22 protein-coding genes (1 of these 22 cut by a window edge) are annotated in these 20,884 nt (G+C 54.6%); 10 read left to right on the top strand and 12 right to left on the bottom strand.

The features are described from left to right. The 5 genes from E0E17_RS04115 to E0E17_RS04095 form a co-directional block, all read left to right on the top strand. A protein-coding gene (locus E0E17_RS04115) for a DUF943 family protein (protein ID WP_130831805.1) crosses the window boundary here: on the top strand, positions 1–24 show its 3' end. Its footprint begins 249 nt before the window's first position; 24 of the gene's 273 nt are visible here — the last part of the coding sequence; its start codon lies off the left edge, out of view; the stop codon is at positions 22–24. 80 nt (positions 25–104) lie between these two features. After that, complete coding sequence (locus tag E0E17_RS20590) at positions 105–377, top strand: DUF943 family protein (protein WP_369408689.1); 273 nt, start codon at positions 105–107, stop codon at positions 375–377. 77 nt (positions 378–454) lie between these two features. After that, complete coding sequence (locus E0E17_RS04105; protein WP_369408688.1) at positions 455–943, top strand: DUF943 family protein; 489 nt, start codon at positions 455–457, stop codon at positions 941–943. Between the two features lie 73 nt (positions 944–1,016). Further along, complete coding sequence (locus tag E0E17_RS04100; RefSeq protein ID WP_130831801.1) at positions 1,017–1,502, top strand: DUF943 family protein; 486 nt, start codon at positions 1,017–1,019, stop codon at positions 1,500–1,502. A gap of 77 nt (positions 1,503–1,579) precedes the next feature. Beyond that, positions 1,580–2,068 carry a DUF943 family protein gene (locus E0E17_RS04095; RefSeq protein WP_130831799.1) on the top strand — a complete coding sequence of 163 codons (489 nt, stop codon included), beginning with the start codon at positions 1,580–1,582 and terminating at the stop codon, positions 2,066–2,068. Positions 2,069–2,293: 225 nt separating this feature from the next. On the opposite strand, the gene E0E17_RS04090 is transcribed toward E0E17_RS04095, so the two are convergent. The 6 genes from E0E17_RS04090 to E0E17_RS04065 all read right to left on the bottom strand — a co-directional run bounded on the left by E0E17_RS04090 (position 2,294) and on the right by E0E17_RS04065 (position 7,614). Then, the gene (locus E0E17_RS04090; protein WP_130831797.1) at positions 2,294–3,157 is read right to left on the bottom strand and encodes a ketose-bisphosphate aldolase; all 864 of its coding nucleotides are present in this window, start codon (positions 3,155–3,157) and stop codon (positions 2,294–2,296) included. 103 nt (positions 3,158–3,260) lie between these two features. Further along, a complete protein-coding gene (locus E0E17_RS04085) occupies positions 3,261–4,112 on the bottom strand; it encodes a class II fructose-bisphosphate aldolase (protein ID WP_130831794.1) in 852 nt (283 codons plus the stop codon). 9 nt (positions 4,113–4,121) lie between these two features. Beyond that, a complete protein-coding gene (locus E0E17_RS04080) occupies positions 4,122–5,213 on the bottom strand; it encodes a PTS fructose transporter subunit IIC (RefSeq protein ID WP_130831792.1) in 1,092 nt (363 codons plus the stop codon). Positions 5,214–5,224: 11 nt separating this feature from the next. Continuing rightward, the gene (locus E0E17_RS04075; RefSeq protein ID WP_130831790.1) at positions 5,225–5,539 is read right to left on the bottom strand and encodes a PTS fructose transporter subunit IIB; all 315 of its coding nucleotides are present in this window, start codon (positions 5,537–5,539) and stop codon (positions 5,225–5,227) included. 24 nt (positions 5,540–5,563) lie between these two features. After that, a complete protein-coding gene (locus E0E17_RS04070) occupies positions 5,564–6,034 on the bottom strand; it encodes a PTS sugar transporter subunit IIA (protein ID WP_130831787.1) in 471 nt (156 codons plus the stop codon). Between the two features lie 17 nt (positions 6,035–6,051). Further along, entirely contained in the window at positions 6,052–7,614 is a 1,563-nt protein-coding gene (locus E0E17_RS04065) for a BglG family transcription antiterminator (RefSeq protein WP_130831785.1), read from the bottom strand. Positions 7,615–8,210: 596 nt separating this feature from the next. On the opposite strand from E0E17_RS04065, the gene parC reads away from it, so the two are divergent. From parC to ftsP, 3 genes are all read left to right on the top strand, one after another. Then, a complete protein-coding gene (gene parC, locus E0E17_RS04060) occupies positions 8,211–10,484 on the top strand; it encodes a DNA topoisomerase IV subunit A (RefSeq protein WP_130831783.1) in 2,274 nt (757 codons plus the stop codon). A gap of 48 nt (positions 10,485–10,532) precedes the next feature. Next, complete coding sequence (locus E0E17_RS04055; RefSeq protein WP_130831781.1) at positions 10,533–11,270, top strand: 1-acylglycerol-3-phosphate O-acyltransferase; 738 nt, start codon at positions 10,533–10,535, stop codon at positions 11,268–11,270. Positions 11,271–11,385: 115 nt separating this feature from the next. Next, a complete protein-coding gene (gene ftsP / locus E0E17_RS04050; RefSeq protein WP_130831778.1) occupies positions 11,386–12,813 on the top strand; it encodes a cell division protein FtsP in 1,428 nt (475 codons plus the stop codon). A gap of 73 nt (positions 12,814–12,886) precedes the next feature. Here ftsP and dkgA read toward each other — a convergent pair whose 3' ends face one another. Continuing rightward, on the bottom strand, positions 12,887–13,711 hold the full coding sequence (dkgA, locus tag E0E17_RS04045; protein WP_130831776.1) for a 2,5-didehydrogluconate reductase DkgA: 825 nt from the start codon (positions 13,709–13,711) through the stop codon (positions 12,887–12,889). Between the two features lie 209 nt (positions 13,712–13,920). On the opposite strand from dkgA, the gene E0E17_RS04040 reads away from it, so the two are divergent. Beyond that, positions 13,921–14,829, top strand: a complete 909-nt coding sequence (locus E0E17_RS04040; protein WP_130831774.1) for an AraC family transcriptional regulator — start codon at positions 13,921–13,923, stop codon at positions 14,827–14,829. 9 nt (positions 14,830–14,838) lie between these two features. Here E0E17_RS04040 and E0E17_RS04035 read toward each other — a convergent pair whose 3' ends face one another. From E0E17_RS04035 to E0E17_RS04015, 5 genes are all read right to left on the bottom strand, one after another. Continuing rightward, positions 14,839–15,501, bottom strand: a complete 663-nt coding sequence (locus E0E17_RS04035; RefSeq protein WP_130831772.1) for a DedA family protein — start codon at positions 15,499–15,501, stop codon at positions 14,839–14,841. Between the two features lie 96 nt (positions 15,502–15,597). After that, a complete protein-coding gene (gene metC / locus E0E17_RS04030; RefSeq protein WP_130831770.1) occupies positions 15,598–16,794 on the bottom strand; it encodes a cystathionine beta-lyase in 1,197 nt (398 codons plus the stop codon). Positions 16,795–16,943: 149 nt separating this feature from the next. Then, positions 16,944–18,230, bottom strand: a complete 1,287-nt coding sequence (locus tag E0E17_RS04025) for a TRAP transporter large permease (protein WP_130831768.1) — start codon at positions 18,228–18,230, stop codon at positions 16,944–16,946. 14 nt (positions 18,231–18,244) lie between these two features. Then, positions 18,245–18,751: a TRAP transporter small permease gene (locus tag E0E17_RS04020; protein WP_130831766.1), complete on the bottom strand. Its 507-nt coding sequence runs from the start codon at positions 18,749–18,751 to the stop codon at positions 18,245–18,247. A gap of 49 nt (positions 18,752–18,800) precedes the next feature. Continuing rightward, on the bottom strand, positions 18,801–19,778 hold the full coding sequence (locus E0E17_RS04015) for a TRAP transporter substrate-binding protein (RefSeq protein WP_130831764.1): 978 nt from the start codon (positions 19,776–19,778) through the stop codon (positions 18,801–18,803). A 377-nt stretch (positions 19,779–20,155) separates the two neighbouring features. Here E0E17_RS04015 and exbB point away from each other — a divergent pair, with 377 nt between their 5' ends. Further along, complete coding sequence (exbB, locus tag E0E17_RS04010; RefSeq protein ID WP_207302073.1) at positions 20,156–20,881, top strand: tol-pal system-associated acyl-CoA thioesterase; 726 nt, start codon at positions 20,156–20,158, stop codon at positions 20,879–20,881. Positions 20,882–20,884: the final 3 nt, after the last annotated feature.

Raw genomic sequence — 20,884 nt, 5'->3', positions numbered from 1 at the left:
ATGATGTTTCCAGTGATGTATTAGTAAAAAACTTCCCGGTTACCGACCGGGGCAAGCTGGACTGGTGGCAAAAGAATCATGCCTGGCTGAAGGAGAAATATGGCGTGCCGGAGTTTGCGCAGGACGGGAGCTTTTCTGTCTGGTTCTGGAATTTCGGTGATGGCTATAAGGCGTTGCCCACCCATGATTTGCGGTTAAGTCGCCAGACATCAGACTTACTCTGTTTCGATAAAATGAAAACAAAAAAGAACTGTATTGAGAAAGATGCTGTTCTCCATGTAGGTTCCACCTTTGACAAAAATATCTATTTTCTTCTTTTTGAAGGAAGTTATATCCAAAGTCCAAACGGGAAAATTGAAATCAGAGAGTGGAAATAGCTTCGCTGACGGTATCAACCCACCCGGAGATGCTCCGGCTGGGTTGATATCAGACAGGCTACAGACAAGGATGAAAAATGCGTTATCTGAGATATTTGCTGTTGCTGGGTATTATGCTGATGGCTGCCCACTTCTGTTACAGCATCTGGCAGGACTTCGAACCGGTAGAGATCGTGGCAGTGCATAAAGATGATGTTTCCAGTGATGTATTAGTAAAAAACTTCCCGGTTACCGACCGGGGCAAGCTGGACTGGTGGCAAAAGAATCATGCCTGGCTGAAGGAGAAATATGGCGTGCCGGATTTTGCGCAGGACGGGAGCTTTTCTGTCTGGTTCTGGCGGTTCGGCGAGGGTTATAAAAAATTGCCAACTCATGATTTTCGCTTAAGCGTAAATACCCCACAGTATCTCTGTTTCGCCGAGATGAAAACAGAAAAAAACTGTATTGAGAAAGATCCATTATTAACAGTAGACACGGGATCTGATGGATCAATCTATTACACCCTTTTTGAAGGGAGTTACCGACAACGACCTGGCGGAAAAATTGAAATAATAGAATGGGAATAATAATGCTATGAATAAACCCATCCGCCCTTTTCCGGGGGATGGGTATAGGATTGACGACAGACAAGGATGAGGAATGAAATATCTGAGATATCTGCTGTTGCTGGGTATTATGCTGATGGCTGCCCACTTCTGTTACAGCATCTGGCAGGACTTCGAACCGGTAGAGATCGTGGCAGTGCATAAAGATGATGTTTCCAGTGATGTATTAGTAAAAAACTTCCCGGTTACCGACCGGGGCAAGCTGGACTGGTGGCAAAAGAATCATGCCTGGCTGAAGGAGAAATATGGCGTGCCGGAGTTTGCGCAGGACGGGAGCTTTTCTGTCTGGTTCTGGAATTTCGGTGATGGCTATAAGGCGTTGCCCACCCATGATTTGCGGTTAAGTCGCCAGACATCAGACTTACTCTGTTTTGATGAGATGAAAACAAAAAAGAACTGTATTGAGAAAGATGCGGTTCTCAGGGTCGCCAGCTTTGATAAAAATATCACTTTTTTGCTGTTTGAAGGAAGTTATATCCAAAGGCCAAACGGGAAAATTGAAATCAGAGAGTGGAAATAGCTTCGCTGACGGTATCAACCCAGCTGGAGATGCTCCGACTGGGTTGATACCAGACAGGCTACAGACAAGGATGAAAAATGCGTTATCTGAGATATTTGCTGTTGCTGGGTATTATGCTGATGGCTGCCCACTTCTGTTACAGCATCTGGCAGGACTTCGAACCGGTAGAGATCGTGGCAGTTCATAAAAACAAGGTTGTCAGCAATGTGTTAGTAAAAAACTTTCCGGTTACCGACAGAGGAAAGCTGGACTGGTGGAAAAACAATCATGTCTGGCTGAAGGAGAAATATGGTGTGCCGGAGTTCAGGCAGAACGGGCGGTTTATCATATGGTTCTGGCGGTTCGGCGAGGGTTACAAAAAGTTACCCACTCATGAATCCTGGTTTAGTGTCAATACTCTGCAGTATCTCTGTTTCGCCGAGATGAAAACAGAGAAAAATTGTATTGCGAAAGATCCGGTTTTACTGGTCGACACGGGTTTCGATGGAACAATTTATTACACCTTATTTGAAGGCAGTTACCGACAAACGCCAGGTGGAAAAATTGAAATAATAGAATGGAAATAATAATGCCGTGAATCAACCCACCCGCTCTTTTTCCGGGTGGGTTGATATCAATTTGCCGATAAACAAAGATAAAAATTGCGATCTCTGAAATATCTGCTGCAGCTTAGTCGGCGTTATGACGACAGCTTATTTTTTTGTCGGGTGGCAAAAGTTTCAGCTGATAGCGATCGTCACAAGGCGACTCATGACCTCCTTGTACGGAGCACTTTGTATCCTGCGAGGCTATCAACGATACAAACTCGCTTTTCCCAGACCGCCAAACAGATTCATTTTGTAACGGATCACCGCTTTGGCTGCGTTAATCGCCTCCGGATAAATCACATTTGGATCCCACCAGCTTTCGCGCGCCAGAATCTCACGTACTTTCGCAAAATAGGCGTACTTCATATCGCTGGAAATATTGATCTTACCGACACCCAACGTCACGGCTTCGGCAATCTCTGCATCGGGATTGGCTGAACCGCCGTGCAGCACCAGCGGAATGGTCACACGCTGCGAAATCTCTTTCAATATATGCATTTGCAGTTCCGGCTTCATATCTTTTGGATAGATGCCATGCGCAGTACCAATCGCCACCGCCAGCGTATCGACGCCGGTGCGCTGCACAAAATCTTCCGCCTGCGCCGGTTCAGTGTAGATGACTTTGCTTACGCCGCCTTCTACCGTGGTGCCGGTATCGCCAATAGTGCCGAGCTCGCCTTCCACCGAAACGCCTACGGCGTGCGCCAGCTCCACCACTTCCCTGGTCAGCGCGACATTCTCTTCATATGGCAGCAGCGAGCCATCAATCATCACTGATGTGAAACCACACTGGATAGCACGCAGCACCTGCGCAATTGACGCGCCGTGATCAAGGTGCAGGGTGAAGGGCACTTTACTGTTCAGGGTGCGTTCGCGCACATAGCCAAAAAACGCATCGGTAACAAACTCCAGCTCGCTTGGGTGGATGGAGATGATGGCGGGCGTGTGGGTGGCTTCGGCTTCTTCTACTACCGCGCGGATAAAGCAGCTGTCCGCCACGTTAAATGCGCCAATCGCAAAGCGATGTTCACGGGTCGGCGCCAACATTTCTTTCATTGAAATCAACATGTTAATATTTCCTTAGCGTGAGTTTTACCAGAGCCGACGCGCACGCCGACCCGATGACAATAAAAGGGAAAACCCTGGCATTCCGGCAACGGAATGCGACCGATCAAACCTGATGCACCGATCCCGACCAGCTCAGGTATTCCACCACGACTTCACGGCAGGCGGTTTCCATCAGCGCGAGCAGATCGGCCAGTTCGGCCTGCGGATGCTGTTTCAGCGCCTGTCCCAGCGCTTTTTGGCCAGCCTCAAATACGGCTGCGCCCACATTGATTTTGGCTACGCCATACTGACTGACGCGACGAATATCCTCGGCGGGGGTACCAGACCCACCATGCAGCGCCAGCGGACGCGTCGAGACGTCATACAGTGCCTGCAAGCGCTGAAAATCAATCTTCGGCTTCACGCCTGCCGGATAGAGCCCGTGTGCGGTACCGACCGAAATCGCCAGCAAATCGATATCGGTTTGCTCAATGAAAGGTAAAACATCATGCACCTGCGTCATTTTCACCGAAGCATCGGCCAGCTGATAAGTCGGCGCATCGGCGATATGCCCAAGCTCACCTTCCACGCACACTCCGGCGGTGTGCGCCAGCTTCACTACCGCCGCGGTCTGGCGGATATTCTCTGCCAGCGGCTCGGAAGAGGCGTCGATCATCAGTCCGGTAAAACCCGCGCGAAACGCCTGACCAATCAGTGGAAAGGCCTTGCCGTGATCGAGCGCCAGCGCCACGGGCACAGTTGCCGCGTCGGCCAGCGCTTTCACCAGCGGCACCGCCACCGCAGGCGGGAAATGTATGCTATGCCCCTGATAAACGTTAAGAATCAGTGGCGCACGCTGCTGTTCGGCGGCCTGAATGGCGGCGCGCGCAGTTTCAAGGTTGAAGCAGTTGATCGCCAGTACCGCATACTGTTGACGGGCGGCGGCCTGAATCAGGTCCTTCATCATGGCAAACATGGTGGCTCCTTATTCCAGAGTGAATTTGATCTCTTCATCGCGGACGCCAGGGGCTTCCACATCATCGAACTCTTCATCCGCTTGCGTGACCGGCTTTTTCATCACCGACAGCATCACGCCGCACACCACAGTGCCGATAGCCAGTGCCAGGCAGAACATCAGCGGTTTAGTGAACAGGGGCACTACGAACATCCCGCCGTGCGGCACCGGCGCTTCTACCCCCCAAACCATAATCAGCCCACCGGCAATCGCCGAGGCGACCACGCAACTGGCGACTACGCGCAGCAGGTCACGCGCCGCAATGGGTATCACCCCTTCGGTAATCATGCAGATGCCCATCGGGAAAGCGGCTTTCAGCGCCTCTTTCTCGGCTTTGGTGTATTTATGGCGTGTCAGCAGGAATGACAGCGTGATACCGAAGGGGGGAATCATCGAGCCGACAAACTTTACGGCTTCCGGTCCGTAGATACCGTCGACCAACATGCCGTCAGCGAACAGCGACATGGTTTTATTGATGGGGCCGCCGAAATCGAACGTTGCCATGGCACCCAGGATCGCGCCCATCATGAATTTTGAGCCGCCCTGCATCGATTGCAGCAGATGAATCAGCGCTTTCTGCAGCCAGACAATCGGCTGTCCAATAAAGGTCATCATCAGGAGTCCGGCGATAATGGTGCTCAACACCGGCAGTACCATAATTGGCATCAATCCCTGCATCGACTGCGGCAGCTTAATAATGCGCCGCAGCAGCAGCAGGGTGTAACCCACCAGGAAGCCGCCAAGCATGCCGCCAATAAAACCGGTGCCGATCTGGCCGCAAATAAAGCCGACAATCAGGCCGGGTGCGAAGCCGGGGCGATCGGCAATGGAGTAAGCAATCGCCGCGCTGATCAGCGGCACAATCAGCCCCATCCCCCAGCCACCAATCTGGTTCAGCATCCAGGCAAAGGTACCCGGGTGTTTGCCGACATCTGGCCCGCCAAGTAGCTGGCCGAGCGCGATACAGATACCGGCGGCGACGATCAGCGGAATCATCCAGGAGATGCCGGTAAGCAGATGCCCTTTAATCTCCTGACCATACTGACGTTTGTGATCACTCATGATGGGTCTCCTCAGGCGCCCGCCAGTGAATCCGCCACTTTTTCGAGGAATTTCACCGGTGACTTGATCACCACTTCGGTTTTCACTCGCACAATGGGTTTGCCCTGGAAACGTTCTTCACCTTTGATCTTCACATCGACGGCGAGGATCACCACGTCAGCAGCGTCGATCGCTTCGCGCGTCAGCGGCGTCTCAGTGCCGATGGTGCCCTGGGTTTCAACGTGGATAGTGTGGCCCAGCGCATGAGCCCCTTTAATCAATTTTTCGCGCGCGATATAGGTATGGGCGATGCCTGCGGTGCAGGCCGCTACACAGACAATATTCATATGTCACCTCAGAGTGGTCGGGGGTTAACAGAGGTCGGTTTCGGCGTATTGACTGAACAGTTGAATGATATTGCCGGGGTCGTTTTCCACCAGCAGTTGGGCTATCACCTCGTCATCGGCCAGCGCGCTGGCTACCTGCGATAACAGGCGAATATGGGTGGTGTTCTGATCTTCCAGCCGCACCGCGAACAGGATGATACAGCGCACCTGGCTGCCATCCAGCGTCTCCCACGGAATGTCGTGTCGGGTACGACCAATGGCGAGCGTGGTCTGTTTGACGGCGGAAGATTTGCCGTGCGGAATAGCGATATGATTTTCGAAGCCGGTTGATCCTTCGCCTTCCCGCAGCCATACGTCCCTGATAAAAGCGGCACGGTCGGTAATCGCGCCGTCCTGATACAGCAGATCGGTCAGCTCGTTAATCACTTCTTCTTTCGTGGTGGCGGTCAGCGCCAGGTTAACGCGGCGTGGCGTCAGAATGCGGGAAATATCCATTGTTAATCCTCATTCAGTTAATGTGCGGCCATCGCGCAGTGCGCGCCGTTGGGCAGCTGGCTGCCAATCATGGCGTCAGTTACCCGCCGGATATCGTCATCGTTAAAAAATGCGCTGACATACACTGCCGGAACGGATCCGGCGTCGAGGTGAATAGTGGTAATCACCAAATCCACCGTCTGGTTCTGGCAAAAAGCAGCGTAATTGCTGGCGGAGATCACTCCGGCAATTTCCCAGTCCGGAAAGGCGCGCAGAATGCGACTTTTCAGCAGATGCGATGTGCCAACTCCGCTGGAACACACTACCAGAATGCGCTTATGGGCAATTTGCCGCTCCAGCGCGGCCTGGAAATGTACGCACAGATAACCGATTTCATCATCTGCCACTGGCGAGAGCGAAAAAGTACGTGCGGTTAATTGCATCGCCTGTTGCGTCAGAGAAAATATCTCTTTCATTTCCAGGCGAATATCATCCAGTAACGGATTGCGAATATTGATGTGATATTTAAGCCGGTTTAATAATGGCTTTATGTGTACTAATAAACCGTCAAATAATAACCGGTCCTGTGCCAGATCCCGCTGAATAAATGTCGAGAAACGATCGATTAATTCACAGGTTATTTTTACCGACTCAGCAGTGGAAAATTGATTATGCAGCGGCAGGTTGTCGCCGCGCTCTTCCACCACAATGCCGGACGAGACGATATATTGGTAAATAAACCCGACTTCATCCGCCGGTAGTGTGCAGCCCATACGCTGTTCTATCTGCGCGACCATCTGCCGGGCGATGGCGAGAATACGCTTATCGAGATCCTGCGCGGTAGTGAGCGTTTCCAGCGCCAGCGCGTTACCCTGCGCCATACGGTGCATCATGATGAGGATATGCGTGCAGAGATTGAGATACCAGGCATCGCCCAGCGGATAGCTCAGCTGCTGCTCCATCTGCTGTAGCAATGACTGTACAAAAGCCACATCCTCATCGCCAAAATAGTGCACCAGCGCCTGTTGACTACCGGGATCGAGCCGCGGCAGGACTGGCGTGCCCGCCACGTTTTGCTGCATCACATCGTTGATCAGCGATACCATTGCCTGGCGCAACGCCTGTTCAGGGCCCTCGATGTGCGTGCCGCCCGGACCGCGCTGCAGCGTCAGCCCCAGCGGCTGCAGCCACTCTTCAATCACTTTCAGATCGTTAACAATCGAGGCATGGCTGATAAAATAGCGTTCTGACAGCTTGCTGATCGAAGTGGCACGTGGCGCATCGCTCAACAGCTGCGAGGCGATCTTCACCCGACGACGATTATGACTCAGCGCTTCAGATCCGTTTTCGTCGCCGTTGAGCTGTTTTTCCAGCTGTAAACGCTGCTGGATATCATCAGCCCGTAACCGTACGCCCAGCCCCGGCGTTTTTTCCAGCGCCAGCGCCCAGTTGCTGAGCCAACTCTCCAGCCACTGCAAATCACGCTGAATGGTTTTTCCGGAGACGCCGAGCTGTAACGCCAGCTGCCCGATCGGCTGCGGTGCCGCTTGTTGCAATAACAATTTCACTAACCGGTGTTGTCGCGAAGTCAGTATTTGCATTCGGTCACCTTTTATTTTGGCAAAACGTTTTTCAAACTATTCCTCGTTTTTTATTTCTGTGCCAGAAATCAGAACAAACAACCTGTCTCTTATGGAGTATGAATTTAGGAAAGGCGGGTATAAGCAACAATACTAAATGTTGTCCTTCACTCCGGACATAATTAATACACAGCGCGAGTGATCTGATTAACTGAGAGGATGATCACAGTAAAAATGGTATATTTCCCGTGACCTTGTTCACACTCCGTTTTTATTTCTGCGCCGGATCACAATTGTTGCGGGAATTTACGCGCTGATCGGTAACAGGCAAAATCCCGCTTACACGTACCGATAAACGGAGGCCGCAGCATGCCTGGTGCGTCTCAGGGGCACCGGCGCGCCACCTCCAGGCCTGAGGCGTCTCGCAGGTCGTCAGAGGCGGAGGGCCCAGTGGCCTTAATGATGCACTGGCGCAGGTTGATGACAGCAAGCCATTTGCACAGGATGCTTGCCCGCTGGCTTCCCTGTGACTAAGTCTCACGAATAAGGTACTATCCTCGCCAAATGACCGCCGGATGTCCTGCCGTTGCGGGCCACGAAGTGAGGATACCAGTTTAATGAGTGAATTGACGCAGGATGGTGCAGAGCGTCTTGCCCTGCACAAGTTTACGGAAAATGCGTACCTGAACTATTCCATGTACGTAATCATGGACAGGGCATTGCCTTACATTGGCGATGGCCTGAAGCCGGTACAACGGCGAATCGTCTATGCGATGTCTGAGCTGGGACTGAACGCCAGCGCCAAATTTAAAAAGTCAGCGCGTACCGTGGGTGACGTGCTGGGTAAATACCATCCGCACGGCGACAGCGCCTGTTACGAAGCGATGGTATTGATGGCGCAACCTTTCTCCTACCGTTATCCGCTGGTTGACGGACAGGGTAACTGGGGCGCACCGGACGATCCAAAATCTTTCGCCGCGATGCGTTACACCGAATCACGTCTGTCAAAATATGCGGAACTGCTGCTGAGCGAGCTGGGGCAGGGCACGGTAGATTTTGTGCCTAACTTTGACGGCACCCTGCAGGAGCCAAAGATGCTGCCTGCGCGCCTGCCCAATATTCTGCTCAACGGCACCACCGGTATCGCCGTAGGGATGGCGACCGATATCCCGCCGCATAACCTGCGTGAAGTGGCGCAGGCGGCCATTGCGCTGATCGACGATCCGAAAACGTCGCTGGAAACGCTACTGGATATCGTTCAGGGCCCTGACTTTCCAACCGAAGCGGAGATCATTACGCCGCGCGAAGAGATTCGCAAAATCTACCAGAACGGCCGCGGCTCGATCCGCCAGCGCGCCGTCTGGAAAAAAGAGGATGGCGAAGTGGTGATTACGGCGCTGCCGCATCAGGTTTCCGGTGCGCGCGTGCTGGAGCAGATTGCGACGCAAATGCGCAATAAAAAGCTGCCGATGGTAGAAGATCTGCGTGACGAGTCCGACCATGAAAACCCGACGCGTCTGGTGATCGTGCCGCGCTCAAACCGTGTCGATCTGGAACAGGTGATGAATCATCTGTTTGCCACCACCGATCTGGAAAAGAGCTATCGCGTTAACCTGAATATGATCGGTCTGGATAATCGCCCGGCAGTGAAAAACCTGCTGGAGATCCTCTCCGAATGGCTGGTGTTCCGTCGTGATACCGTACGTCGCCGCCTTAACTATCGTCTTGAGAAAGTACTGCGTCGTCTGCATATTCTGGAAGGCTTGCTGGTCGCGTTTCTGAATATTGATGAAGTGATTCATATCATCCGCAGCGAGGATGAACCGAAACCGGTACTGGTGGCGCGTTTTGGTATCAGCGAAACCCAGGCCGAGGCGATCCTTGAGCTGAAACTGCGTCATCTCGCTAAGCTGGAAGAGATGAAAATTCGCGGTGAGCAGAGCGAGCTGGAGAAAGAGCGCGACCAGATTCAGGCGCTGCTCGCTTCTGAGCGCAAAATGAACACCCTGCTGAAGAAAGAACTGCAGGCAGACAGCAATAGCTATGGTGACGATCGTCGTTCACCGCTGCGTGAACGTGAAGAGGCGAAAGCGCTGAGCGAGAACGAGCTGGTGCCTTCCGAGCCGGTTACCATTGTCTTGTCGCAGATGGGTTGGGTACGCAGCGCCAAAGGGCATGATATCGATCCTGCCGGGCTGAGCTACAAGGCGGGCGACAGCTATCTGGCCGCGGCGCGCGGTAAGAGCAACCAGCCGGTGGCCTTTATCGACTCCACCGGCCGCAGCTATACGCTGGATCCTACCTCGCTGCCTTCAGCACGCGGACAGGGTGAGCCGCTGACCGGTAAACTGACGCTGCCGCCGGGTGCGGTAATGGAACAGGTGCTGATGGAGGCGGAAGAGCAGCGTCTGCTGATGGCCTCTGACGCCGGTTATGGCTTTATCTGTACCTTTAACGATCTGATATCGCGCAACCGCGCCGGTAAGGCGCTGCTGACGCTGCCGGATAACGCCAGAGTGATGACGCCAGCGGCTGTCCATGGTGAAAATGACATGTTGCTGGCGATTACCGCTGCCGGACGTATGCTGATGTTCCCGGTTGGCGATCTGCCGCAGATGTCAAAAGGCAAAGGCAACAAGATTATCTCTATTCCTGCCGCAGAAGCGGCGGCGGGCCAGGATAAACTGGCGTGGCTGCTGATTATGCCGCCGGGCAGTGCGATTACCCTGCATGCCGGTAAGCGCAAGATGACGCTGCGCAGCGAGGAGTTGCAGAAATTCCGCGCCGAACGTGGCCGTCGTGGCACCCTGCTGCCGCGCGGTTTGCAGCGTATCGATCGCGTGGAGCTGGATGCCCCGACCCGCGCTGAGACTGTGAGCGATGCAGAGTAAAGGCCCCCGTACGCTGGACTGATCAGGAGATGCCACAATGAGGAAGTTATGTTATTAATTCTGCGTACAATTTACATTGTTATCTTTTCAATTTTGGTCTGTATTTTTGGATCGCTGTGGTGTCTGTTTTCGCCACGCAATCCGCGTCACGTCGCGACCTTTGGCCACCTGTTTGGCAGCCTGTCGTCGGTATGTGGCGTCCGGGTGGAGTTACGTAAGCCCGCCGGAGCGGAAAACTATGGCAATGCGATTTATATTGCCAACCACCAGAACAATTACGACATGATCACAGCGGCGAAAATTGTTCAGCCGCCTACGGTGACGGTCGGGAAAAAAAGCCTGCTGTGGGTCCCGTTCTTCGGCCCGCTCTACTGGCTGACGGGCAATCTGCTGATCGACCGCGACAATCGTGCCAAAGCGCATGGCACTATCGGTGACGTGGTTGAGCAGTTTAAAAAGAAGCAAATCTCTTTCTGGATGTTTCCGGAAGGCACGCGCAGTCGTGGGCGGGGTCTGCTGCCGTTTAAAACGGGTGCGTTTCATGCGGCCGTAGCGGCCGGGGTGCCGATTATTCCGGTGGTGGTTTCTAATACGCACGGTAAAATCAATCTTAACCGCTGGAAAAACGGGTTAGTGATTGTAGAAATGTTGCCGCCCGTAGACATCAAAGAGTTTGAAAATGCATCGGTACGCAAGCTGGCGACTCACTGCCGGGAATTAATGGCGGCAAAGCTGGAAGCGCTGAATGCTGAAGTCGCCGAGCGCGAAAAAAACGGTAATATCTGACCCCCGGTGGTCATTACGGGCGGGCGCGCCAGCGCCCGCCTTATTGCACAGCAATCGCATAACAGAATAAAAATGGACGGCGCTCGCTCGCCACGCTCATAGGGTCAGAAGTTCTATGTCTTTCAGCAGACGTCAGTTTATCCAGCTTTCAGCCGGTGTGGCGCTTAGCGCCAGCGTGGCACCTTCAGCAGCACGTGCCGCCGAAGGGAGCGGTGATACCGCGCTACCCGTGCCGCCGCTGCTGGAATCCCGTCGCGGCCAGCCTCTGTTTTTAACGCTCCAGCGCAGCCACTGGTCGTTCAACGCCAGCAGCAGTAAGGTGCCGGTGTGGGGAGTGAATGGTTTATACCTTGGCCCGACCGTACGCGTTTACAGCGGCGACGATGTCAAACTGATCTATACCAACCGTCTGAACGAACCGGTTTCCATGACCATCAGCGGCCTGCAGGTGCCGGGAGCGCTGATGGGCGGCGCGCCGCGTATGATGTCACCGGGCGCTGACTGGGCGCCGGTGCTGCCGGTGCGTCAGGGCGCAGCCACCTGCTGGTATCATGCGAATACCCCGAACCGCATGGCACCGCATATCTATAACGGTCTGGCGGGCATGTGGCTGATTGAGGATGAGGTTAGTAAGTCCTTACCTTTGCCAAAGCATTATGGCGTGGATGACTTCCCGCTGATTATTCAGGATAAACGGCTCGATAACTTTGCCACGCCGGTCTACGATCCGCCGCAGGATGGAGGATTTCTGGGTGACGTGCTGCTGGTGAATGGCGTCCGCAATCCCTTTGTTGAAGTCTCCCGCGGCTGGGTGCGTCTGCGTCTGCTGAACGCCTCCAACGCGCGTCACTACCATTTGACCCTGACGGATAACCGGCCTTTTACCGTGATCGCCAGTGACCAGGGGTTTTTACCCGCGCCGGTGGCGGTGCAGCAGCTTTCCCTGGCACCAGGGGAACGACGTGAAGTGCTGATTGATATGTCGCAGGGCGATGAAGTCTCTGTCACGGCCGGTACCGCGGCGGGGATTATGGATCGTCTGCGCGGGCTGTTTCAGCCTTCGTCCATTCTGACCTCCACGCTGGTGCTGACGCTGCGTCCGACGGGCCTTTTACCGTTAGTGACCGATAACCTGCCGATGCGACTGCTGGCGGATCAGATTCTCGATGGCACCGCCGTGCGGACGCGCGAGTTCCGGCTCGGTGACAGCCTGCCGGGGATTAACGGCGCACTCTGGGATATGAACCGGATAGATACCATGGCGCAGCAGGGCAGCTTTGAGCGCTGGATCCTGCATGCTGACCGTCCGCAGGCGCTGCATATTCAGGGCGTGATGTTCCTGATCAAAAGCGTGAACGGCGCGCAACCGATGGGCGAAGATCGCGGCTGGAAAGATACGGTATGGGTAGATGGCGATGTGGAACTGCTGGTGAACTTCCCGCAAAGTTCCTCAGATCATTTTCCCTTTGTCTACTACAGCCAGAGCCTGGAGATGGCCGATCGCGGCACGGCGGGGCAGCTGGTGGTGCAACCGGTAGGCTAAACCGCGCGGGAAGGAACAGCGCGGCCCTCTCTCCCGGACCGGGGGAGGGGGCCGCGCAGAATACACGCGGTGATCAGTTAAACTCTTCCGGATTGGGTCCCAGACGTTTCCCCTGATCCAGTTTGGCGATCTCGCTGATTTCGCTCTTTTCCAGACGGAAATCGAATACCGCAAAGTTCTCTTCGATACGAGCTGGCGTCACTGATTTCGGGATCACCACCAGACCGCTGTCGAGATGCCAGCGAATCACTATCTGAGCCGGGCTTTTGCCATATTTCTTCGCCAGTTCTTTGATCACGGCCTGATCGAAGACGCCCTCGCCACCCTGCGCCAGCGGACTCCAGGACTCAGTCTGGATTTGATGCATCGCATTCCAGGCATGCAGGGTGCGTTGTTGCAGCATCGGATGCAGTTCGATCTGATTGATCACCGGGGTCACACCGGTTTCATCCATCAGGCGCTTCAGATGCGCTTCGTTGAAGTTACAGACGCCAATACTTTTCGTCAGTCCCTGCTGCTGCAGCGAAATCATGCCTTTCCACGCCTCGACGTAATGATCGTTAGCCGGGCAAGGCCAGTGCATCAGATAGAGATCAACCTGATCCAGCTGCAGTTTTTCCAGGCTGGTTTCCAGCGCCTGCTGCCAGTTCTGCTGATCGTCATTCCACAATTTGGTGGTAACAAAAATTTCCTCGCGCGGCACGTCGGTTTCCTGCAGCGCCTGGCCAATCGCCTCTTCATTTTTATAGGCGGCGGCGGTATCGATAGAGCGGTAACCGACTTCCAGCGCCTTGAGCACCGCTGTACGCGCCTCATCAATGCTGGCCTGCCATACGCCTAATCCCAGTTGCGGCATCATATTGCCATCGTGCAGTTTGATAATGGGTTGATCTGCCATGATTTCTCCTTTGTTCGCATTGAGCCTGAGTCGTAAGTGGTGAGTACTTAAGCCAGGACAATAAATGTTTGCGCCAGGTTAAATGTAGCTGGTGATCTGGCTGCCCGCCCTGCTTATTCCTGCCCGTTCGTTGTCTGATTCTCCAGACTACTGGAGATTCAGACAACGACGCGGCACAATCATTCTTTTGTCACCCTGGAGATGATGCTATGCCTCATGACGCGCTTTGCCGCCGCCTGGCGCAGCAGGTGATCGCGCTGATGACCACGCAACGCAGCAGCCTGTGCGCGGTAGATAACGTCTCGCTGATCTATGCCAACCAGCCCATTCCGCGCACGCCCATCATGTATCAGCCGGGCATTGTGATTCTGTTTCAGGGCCGCAAAACCGGCTATCTTGGCAGCACGGTCTTTCACTATGATGCTACCAAATATCTTATGCTCGCCGTGCCGTTACCGGTCGAGTGTGTGACCTGGGCAACGCCGGAACAGCCGCTGGCGGGCATCTGTCTGAACGTGGATGCGGCCGGCCTGCAGGATTTGCTGATGGACATCGGTGACGACGATACTTTCCAGCCCCAGCCGCAAACATCCGGAATCCATTCTGCTTACCTGAGTGAAGAGATGCTGTGTGCGGCAGAGCGTCTGCTGGATGTGATGAAACAACCGCGTGATGCCCGTGTACTTGGACCTCAAATCGTACGTGAAATTATTTACTATGTGCTGACCGGGCCCTGCGGTGGGGCACTGCTGTCACTGGTGAGCCGCCAGACGCAGTTCAGCCAGATCGCGCGTGCGCTGCGGCGCATCGAAAATCATTACGCCGATAACCTGAGCGTGGATGCGCTGGCGGCGGAAGTCAATATGAGCGTGTCGGCGTTTCACCATAACTTTAAGGCGGTCACGCAAACCTCGCCGTTACAGTATCTGAAACGCTACCGTTTGCATCAGGCGCGTTTGCTGATGATCCATGACGGGATGAAGGCCAGTACGGCAGCGGTGCGCGTCGGCTATGAGAGCGCCTCGCAGTTCTCGCGCGAGTTCAAGCGCTACTTCGGCGTGACGCCGGGGGAGGAGATTAACCGCATGCGCCAGACGGTCACAGAACCGCTTATCTGACGCAGCGTATCAGGCCTGTTTCTGCTTTCTCTTTTTCCAGATCACCACAAAGGTGCCGGTGAGACCGAGAAACAGCAACACGACAGGTAGCACCATCAGGATCGCCATCACCTGGTCTTCATGCCGCTTGATAAAGGGCACCTGGCTGATGCCATAGCCGAAGGCGACCACAAGACTTACCCAGAGAAAGCCGCTTAGCCAGTTAAAAAACTGAAAGCGGCCATTTTGCAGGCCGGAAATGCCAGCCATGGTAGGCAGAATGGTGCGGACAAAAGCCAGAAAACGGCCTGCCAGCAGCGCCACCAGACCATGACGGTTAAACAGATTCCAGGCGCGCTGATGATAATGCGCGGGCAAATGCATCAGCCAGCTCTTCACCAGTCGGGTATTGCCGAGCCAGCGCCCCTGCAGATAGCTCAGCCAGCAGCCAAGACTGGCGGCGGTGGTGAGAATCAGCATGGTGGGTACAAAGTCCATTACGCCTTTAGCCACCATGGCGCCCGCCAGCAGCAGCAGACTGTCGCCGGGCAGAAAAGAGGCGGGCAACAGACCATTTTCCAGAAACAGCGTCAGAAACATCACGCCATAGACGATCCATACCACATCCGGATTGGCCAGCGCGGCAAAATCCTGATGCCAGAGCGCATAGACAATCTCATGTAAAACACCCATCGGTTATCCCATCGAGTCACAAGGATTCTATTTTAGCGGTTAACAGGCAGTCACGCCGGAACTGTGCAGGTTATGGCCGCCTGATTGAGGTTTTGTTTAGTTTCCACTCGCCAGTCGGTCAAAACCCGCGGCAAGGTCGGCGATCAAATCATCTACGTGCTCCAGGCCAATATGCAGACGCACCAGCGTACCGGTAAAATCGATCCCACCGGCGGGCCGGATCGCTGCCAGCTCTTCTGGCTGATTCGCCAGAATCAGAGATTCATAGCCGCCCCAGGAGTAAGCCATACTGAAGTGGTGGAAATGATCGAGATAGTTGGCCAGCTGTGTCTTGCTGAGCTTCTCTTTCAGAATAAAAGAGAAGAGACCGCTGCTGCCGGAGAAATCGCGACGCCAGTATTCATGGCCTTTACATTGTGCCAGTGCCGGATGGTTCACGCGCGCCACGGCAGGGTGCTGCGCCAGCCACTCAGCCACCTGTAATGCGCTCTCTTCATGCTGACGCAGGCGGATGCCCAGCGTGCGCAGACCGCGGCTGGCCATATAGGCCGTGTCGGCATCGACCATCTGGCCCATCAGATAAGAATTCTCACGTAACTGATCCCAGCAGCGCGCATTGGCGACCGCGGTACCGATCATCGCATCGCTGTGGCCAATCAGGTATTTGGTGCCCGCCTGAATGGAGATATCGACGCCGTGCTCCAGCGCGTTAAATAATACGCCTGCGCCCCAGGTATTGTCGATCATGATCACCGCGTGCGGCGCTTTAGCCCGCACGGCCTGCACAATCGCCGGCACATCCTGTACTTCCATGGTGATCGAGGCGGGGGATTCAAGAAACACAACACGGGTATTCGGCTGCACCAGTTCTGCGATTTCGCTGCCAATGGTGTGATCAAACCAGGTGGTGGTGACATTCAGCTTGCCGAGAATTTTATTGCAGAAATCCTGGGTCGGCTCGTAGACTGCGCCGCTCATCAACAGATGGTCGCCCGCTTCCACAAAGGCCAGGATCGCATTGGAAACCGCCGCTGCGCCACAGGGATAAAGCACGCAACCGGCACCGTTTTCCAGCTCGGTGAGCGCATCCTGCAGGGCAAAGTGGGTCAGCGTGCCGCGTCGACCATAGAACAGCTCGCCCTTTGCCCGTCCTGCGGTGGCGCGCTGCTTATCCGCCACGCTCTCAAACACCAGCGAAGAAGCGCGCTGGATAACGCTGTTCACCGCGCCCTGGGTATAACGTTTGCTGCGTCCCGCATTCACCAGGGTAGTATCAATTTTTTGGGTTGCCATTATCGCGTTCCTGCCGCTTCCAACAAAGTCCCCACGTTACCATGAATTGCGCAACAGGGTTGACCATGAATTGTGCTTAACCGGGGGGGCGAGACGAGAAAAAACGGGCACCAGGCGGCACCCGTTTTGCCTGTTGGCTGGCAGGGGCGCTACATCACGTCCATCAGGTGCGGTAACCAGAGTGATACCGCTGGCACATAGGTAATCAGCATCAACACCAGAAACAGCATGACATAAAAGGGCAGCATTGCGCTGACCACCTCTTCAATCTTCTGTTTACTGACCGCGCTGGCAACAAACAGCACGGTGCCCACCGGCGGCGTGATCAGACCGATCCCGAGGTTGGTCATCATGATCATGCCAAAATGCACCGGATCGATACCCAGTGTGGTCGCGACCGGCAGCAGCACCGGCGTCAGGATCAGAATGATCGGTGCCATATCCATCAGGGTGCCGATCACCATCAGCAGCAGGTTAATGCACATCAGGATGACATATTTGTTATCCGAGATGCCGGTGAAGAATTCGGTGATCAGCGTCGGCAACTGCATAAAAGTCATGACAGCACCAAAACCTGCGGCAAAGGCGATCAGCACCATCACTATGGTGACCGTTTTAATGGTGCGGAACAGCAGAATATGCAGCTGGCTCCATTTGAAGTCACGGTAGATGAACATGGTGACAAAAAAGGCCCAGACACAGGCGATAGCAGCCGACTCCGAGGCGGTAAAAATCCCCGACAAAATGCCGCCGAGGATAATCACAACGGTAAACAGCCCCCAGAAAGCATCAAAGAAGATGTTTAGCGCCTGGCGAAACGGAATGCGTTCCCCTCTCGGATAGCCGCGCTTACGGGCAAAGCCGAGGCACATAATCATCAGGCAGAGGCCGAGCAGCAGGCCGGGCACAATACCTGCCACAAACAGCGACGAGATAGTGACCACGCCGCCGGTCGCCAGCGAATAGATCACTGAATTATGACTGGGCGGCGTCAGCACCGCCTGTACCGAACCGCTGGCGGTGACCGCGGCGGCAAAGTCGCGCGGATAGCCTTTCTGTTCCATCTGCGGGATCATCACCGAGCCGATGGAAGCGGTATCTGCGACCGAAGAGCCGGAAATAGCACCAAAAAAGGTAGAGGCGACGATATTCACCAGCGAGAGGCCGCCGCGAATAAAGCCGACAAAAATGTAGGCGAAGTTGACCAGACGCCGCGCAATGCCCCCTTCGGCCATAATGGCACCTGCCAGAATAAAGAAGGGAATGGTCAGCAGGGAAAATTTATTAATACCGTTGGTGATCTGAATTACCACCGCTTCCAGTGGCAGATCGATCCACCATGCGCCGATCAGCGCGCTCAGGCCAACAGCGAACGCGACGGGAAAACCAATCAACAGCAGGACGATCAAACTACCAATAAGAATTAAGGCATCCATGGCTTTGCTCCGCGCTAGTGCGTACCACCGAGAATAACGACCGGACGCTGGGTTTGCTCGCCACAAACCAGCCGCTCAACAACAAACAGCAGGGTAAACAGAATGCCAATCGGGATCGGCAGATAGATTTCGCCGTAGGTGACGGCGGGCAGCGAGGCCAGTGACTGCATCCACATCGCCTCACACAGGCTGTAGCTGGCCCGAAACAGGATAAGACAGGTGACGATCAGCAGCAGATTGCAAATCAGCAGCGCCACGCGTTGATGACGCGGCGACAGGCGATCGGTCACCATGGAAACGCAGATATGCGTCCCGGCCCGCATACCAACCGGAGCGCCGACAAATGTGAAGATGATCATGCAGATAATGGCTACCGGCTCCGGCCAGGCGAGCGCGCCGTTCAGCACATAACGCGCAAAGATACCGATGGGGATCACTGTCACCATGATCAATAGCGCCACGGCCGCTATTCCCATACACAGCAGATAGAGTTTATCCATCAGACGACAATAAGCAGTCATAGTGATGTACCTGATTCAGGCACCACGCCGCAACGTGGCGCGGGAGGGATTATTGTACGTCGGCAATCTGCTTCATCAGATCCTGATAGTTGCTGCCGAATTGATCGCGTACCGGCTGGGTAGCCTTTACAAAGGCGTCACGATCGATCTCCTGAAAGGTCACGCCGCCCGCTTTCATCTTATCGAGAGAGGCGCGGGTGTATTGCGCCCACAGTTCACGCTCTTCATTCTGCGCCTCGGTGCCCAGCTTTTTCAGCAGCGTCTGATCCTCCGGCGAGAGGCGGCTCCAGGCTGTTTTTGAGAACAGGATCATTTCCGGCTGAATAAAGTGGCCGCTCAGGGTGTAATACTTCGCTACCGGCATATAGTTATGGGCAACAAAGGTCGGCGGGTTATTTTCCGTTCCGTCAACCACACCGGTCTGCATGGCGCTGAACACTTCACTCACGCCCATCGCTACCGGGTTGGCTCCCATCGCCTTCAGCGTGGCAAGGGAAATGGCGCTGTTCTGCACGCGGATCTTCATCCCTTTGATATCTTCCGGTCTGGTCAGCGGCTTTTTGGTGATCATGTTGCGCACACCGGCATCGGTCCAGCCAAGAAACACCATGCGCGCATTGGCATCGTTATTAAATTTATCGACGATCTGTTTGCCCACTTCGCCATCCAGCACCTTATGCATATGATTTTCGTCACGGAAAATATAGGGCAGCGTCAGCACCCCGGTTTCCGGCGCGATGGTGGTCACCGGCGCCAGCGAAACGCGGATCATATCGATGGCGCCGAGCTGTACCTGTTGTAGCGTTTGATCCTCATCGCCCAGCACGCCACCGGCATACACTTTCATCTCCAGACGACCATCGGTAGCCTGTTTCAGTTTTTCCCCCATATGTTCCAGCGCCACCACCGTGGGATAGCCGGCTGGCTGTACTTCAGCCACCTTAAGCACTTTGGCGGAGACGGCTGCGGAAAAGAGCGCCGCAGCGGAGGATAACGAAACTGCGAGTAGTCGTTTTTTCAGTATCATTCTGTTTTCTCCAGCGTAGAAAGGGCGGGTACGGTGCGGCGCGGGTTGTAATGAGAGTGAGAAGAGAGCGGCCGCGTGCCAGACTGGCTGCCCCAGCATAAAGAAAAAGCGGCGGGTGAAAATGTGTGCCGTTGTGATTGAATGAAATGCATCACATTTTGAAACGACGTTTTAATAATTTTATATTCAGCGTCACATTTTTGAAAAGGGCGTTAACCTGAAAGAAAAATGTACCGCAGCAGGTCAAAATATAGCCGGTGAGTTTGTAAATAGTAATGAGAACTACTATCAATTCGCTGTTGATTTGATATGATCCGCGCTTATTCCGAAACTGTGCAAGATGAAGTTGGAGACGCAGCGTGGTAGCCAGTGATTTGATGCAAACGGATCTCTCCGTCTGGGGCATGTATCAGCATGCCGATATCGTGGTAAAAGTGGTGATGATTGGGCTGCTCCTCGCCTCTGTTGTCACCTGGGCGATTTTCTTTGGCAAATATGCTGAACTCAGCGCTGCCAGACGCCGCCTGAAACGCGAACAGCTGGCGCTGGGCGAAGCGCGTTCCCTGCAGGACGCGGCGCAAACTGCCGAAAGCTTCAGCGCCAACAGCCACAGCGGCGTACTGCTGAAAGATGCACAGAACGAACTGGAACTCTCCGCTGGCGTAGAAGATACCGACGGCATTAAAGAACGCACCAGCTTCCGTCTGGAACGTCGCGTCGCCGCCTTCAGCCGTCATGCCGGACGGGGTAACGGCTTCCTCGCCACTATCGGTTCCGTTGCGCCCTTTATCGGCCTGTTCGGCACCGTATGGGGCATTATGAACAGCTTTATTGGTATCGCAAAAACGCAGACCACCAACCTGGCCGTCGTGGCGCCGGGAATTGCCGAAGCGCTGCTGGCGACCGCCATCGGCCTGGTCGCGGCTATTCCTGCCGTGGTGATCTACAACGTCTTTGCCCGCATGATCGCCAGCTATAAAGCCTCGCTGGGCGATGTCGCCGCACAGATCCTGCTGCTGCAAAGCCGCGATCTCGACCTGGGAAACGCTGTCAGCGGTAAAGAAACGCCGCGCGTAGCCGCACAAAAATTACGCGTAGGTTAAGAT

Origin of the sequence: [Erwinia] mediterraneensis (assembly GCF_900604315.1) — a bacterium.
Taxonomy (GTDB): Bacteria; Pseudomonadota; Gammaproteobacteria; order Enterobacterales; family Enterobacteriaceae; genus Pantoea; species Pantoea mediterraneensis_A.
This window is presented reverse-complemented; position numbering and strand designations above follow the sequence as displayed.

Coding starts and splice junctions, on each gene's coding strand:
- E0E17_RS04105 (WP_369408688.1), top strand. CDS start 455: ATGCGTTATCTGAGATATTTGCTGTTGCTGGGTATTATGCTGATGGCT.
- E0E17_RS04100 (WP_130831801.1), top strand. CDS start 1,017: ATGAAATATCTGAGATATCTGCTGTTGCTGGGTATTATGCTGATGGCT.
- E0E17_RS04095 (WP_130831799.1), top strand. CDS start 1,580: ATGCGTTATCTGAGATATTTGCTGTTGCTGGGTATTATGCTGATGGCT.
- E0E17_RS04090 (WP_130831797.1), bottom strand. CDS start 3,157: ATGTTGATTTCAATGAAAGAAATGTTGGCGCCGACCCGTGAACATCGC.
- E0E17_RS04085 (WP_130831794.1), bottom strand. CDS start 4,112: ATGTTTGCCATGATGAAGGACCTGATTCAGGCCGCCGCCCGTCAACAG.
- E0E17_RS04080 (WP_130831792.1), bottom strand. CDS start 5,213: ATGAGTGATCACAAACGTCAGTATGGTCAGGAGATTAAAGGGCATCTG.
- E0E17_RS04075 (WP_130831790.1), bottom strand. CDS start 5,539: ATGAATATTGTCTGTGTAGCGGCCTGCACCGCAGGCATCGCCCATACC.
- E0E17_RS04070 (WP_130831787.1), bottom strand. CDS start 6,034: ATGGATATTTCCCGCATTCTGACGCCACGCCGCGTTAACCTGGCGCTG.
- E0E17_RS04065 (WP_130831785.1), bottom strand. CDS start 7,614: ATGCAAATACTGACTTCGCGACAACACCGGTTAGTGAAATTGTTATTG.
- parC (WP_130831783.1), top strand. CDS start 8,211: ATGAGTGAATTGACGCAGGATGGTGCAGAGCGTCTTGCCCTGCACAAG.
- E0E17_RS04055 (WP_130831781.1), top strand. CDS start 10,533: ATGTTATTAATTCTGCGTACAATTTACATTGTTATCTTTTCAATTTTG.
- ftsP (WP_130831778.1), top strand. CDS start 11,386: ATGTCTTTCAGCAGACGTCAGTTTATCCAGCTTTCAGCCGGTGTGGCG.
- dkgA (WP_130831776.1), bottom strand. CDS start 13,711: ATGGCAGATCAACCCATTATCAAACTGCACGATGGCAATATGATGCCG.
- E0E17_RS04040 (WP_130831774.1), top strand. CDS start 13,921: ATGCCTCATGACGCGCTTTGCCGCCGCCTGGCGCAGCAGGTGATCGCG.
- E0E17_RS04035 (WP_130831772.1), bottom strand. CDS start 15,501: ATGGGTGTTTTACATGAGATTGTCTATGCGCTCTGGCATCAGGATTTT.
- metC (WP_130831770.1), bottom strand. CDS start 16,794: ATGGCAACCCAAAAAATTGATACTACCCTGGTGAATGCGGGACGCAGC.
- E0E17_RS04025 (WP_130831768.1), bottom strand. CDS start 18,230: ATGGATGCCTTAATTCTTATTGGTAGTTTGATCGTCCTGCTGTTGATT.
- E0E17_RS04020 (WP_130831766.1), bottom strand. CDS start 18,751: ATGACTGCTTATTGTCGTCTGATGGATAAACTCTATCTGCTGTGTATG.
- E0E17_RS04015 (WP_130831764.1), bottom strand. CDS start 19,778: ATGATACTGAAAAAACGACTACTCGCAGTTTCGTTATCCTCCGCTGCG.
- exbB (WP_207302073.1), top strand. CDS start 20,156: ATGCAAACGGATCTCTCCGTCTGGGGCATGTATCAGCATGCCGATATC.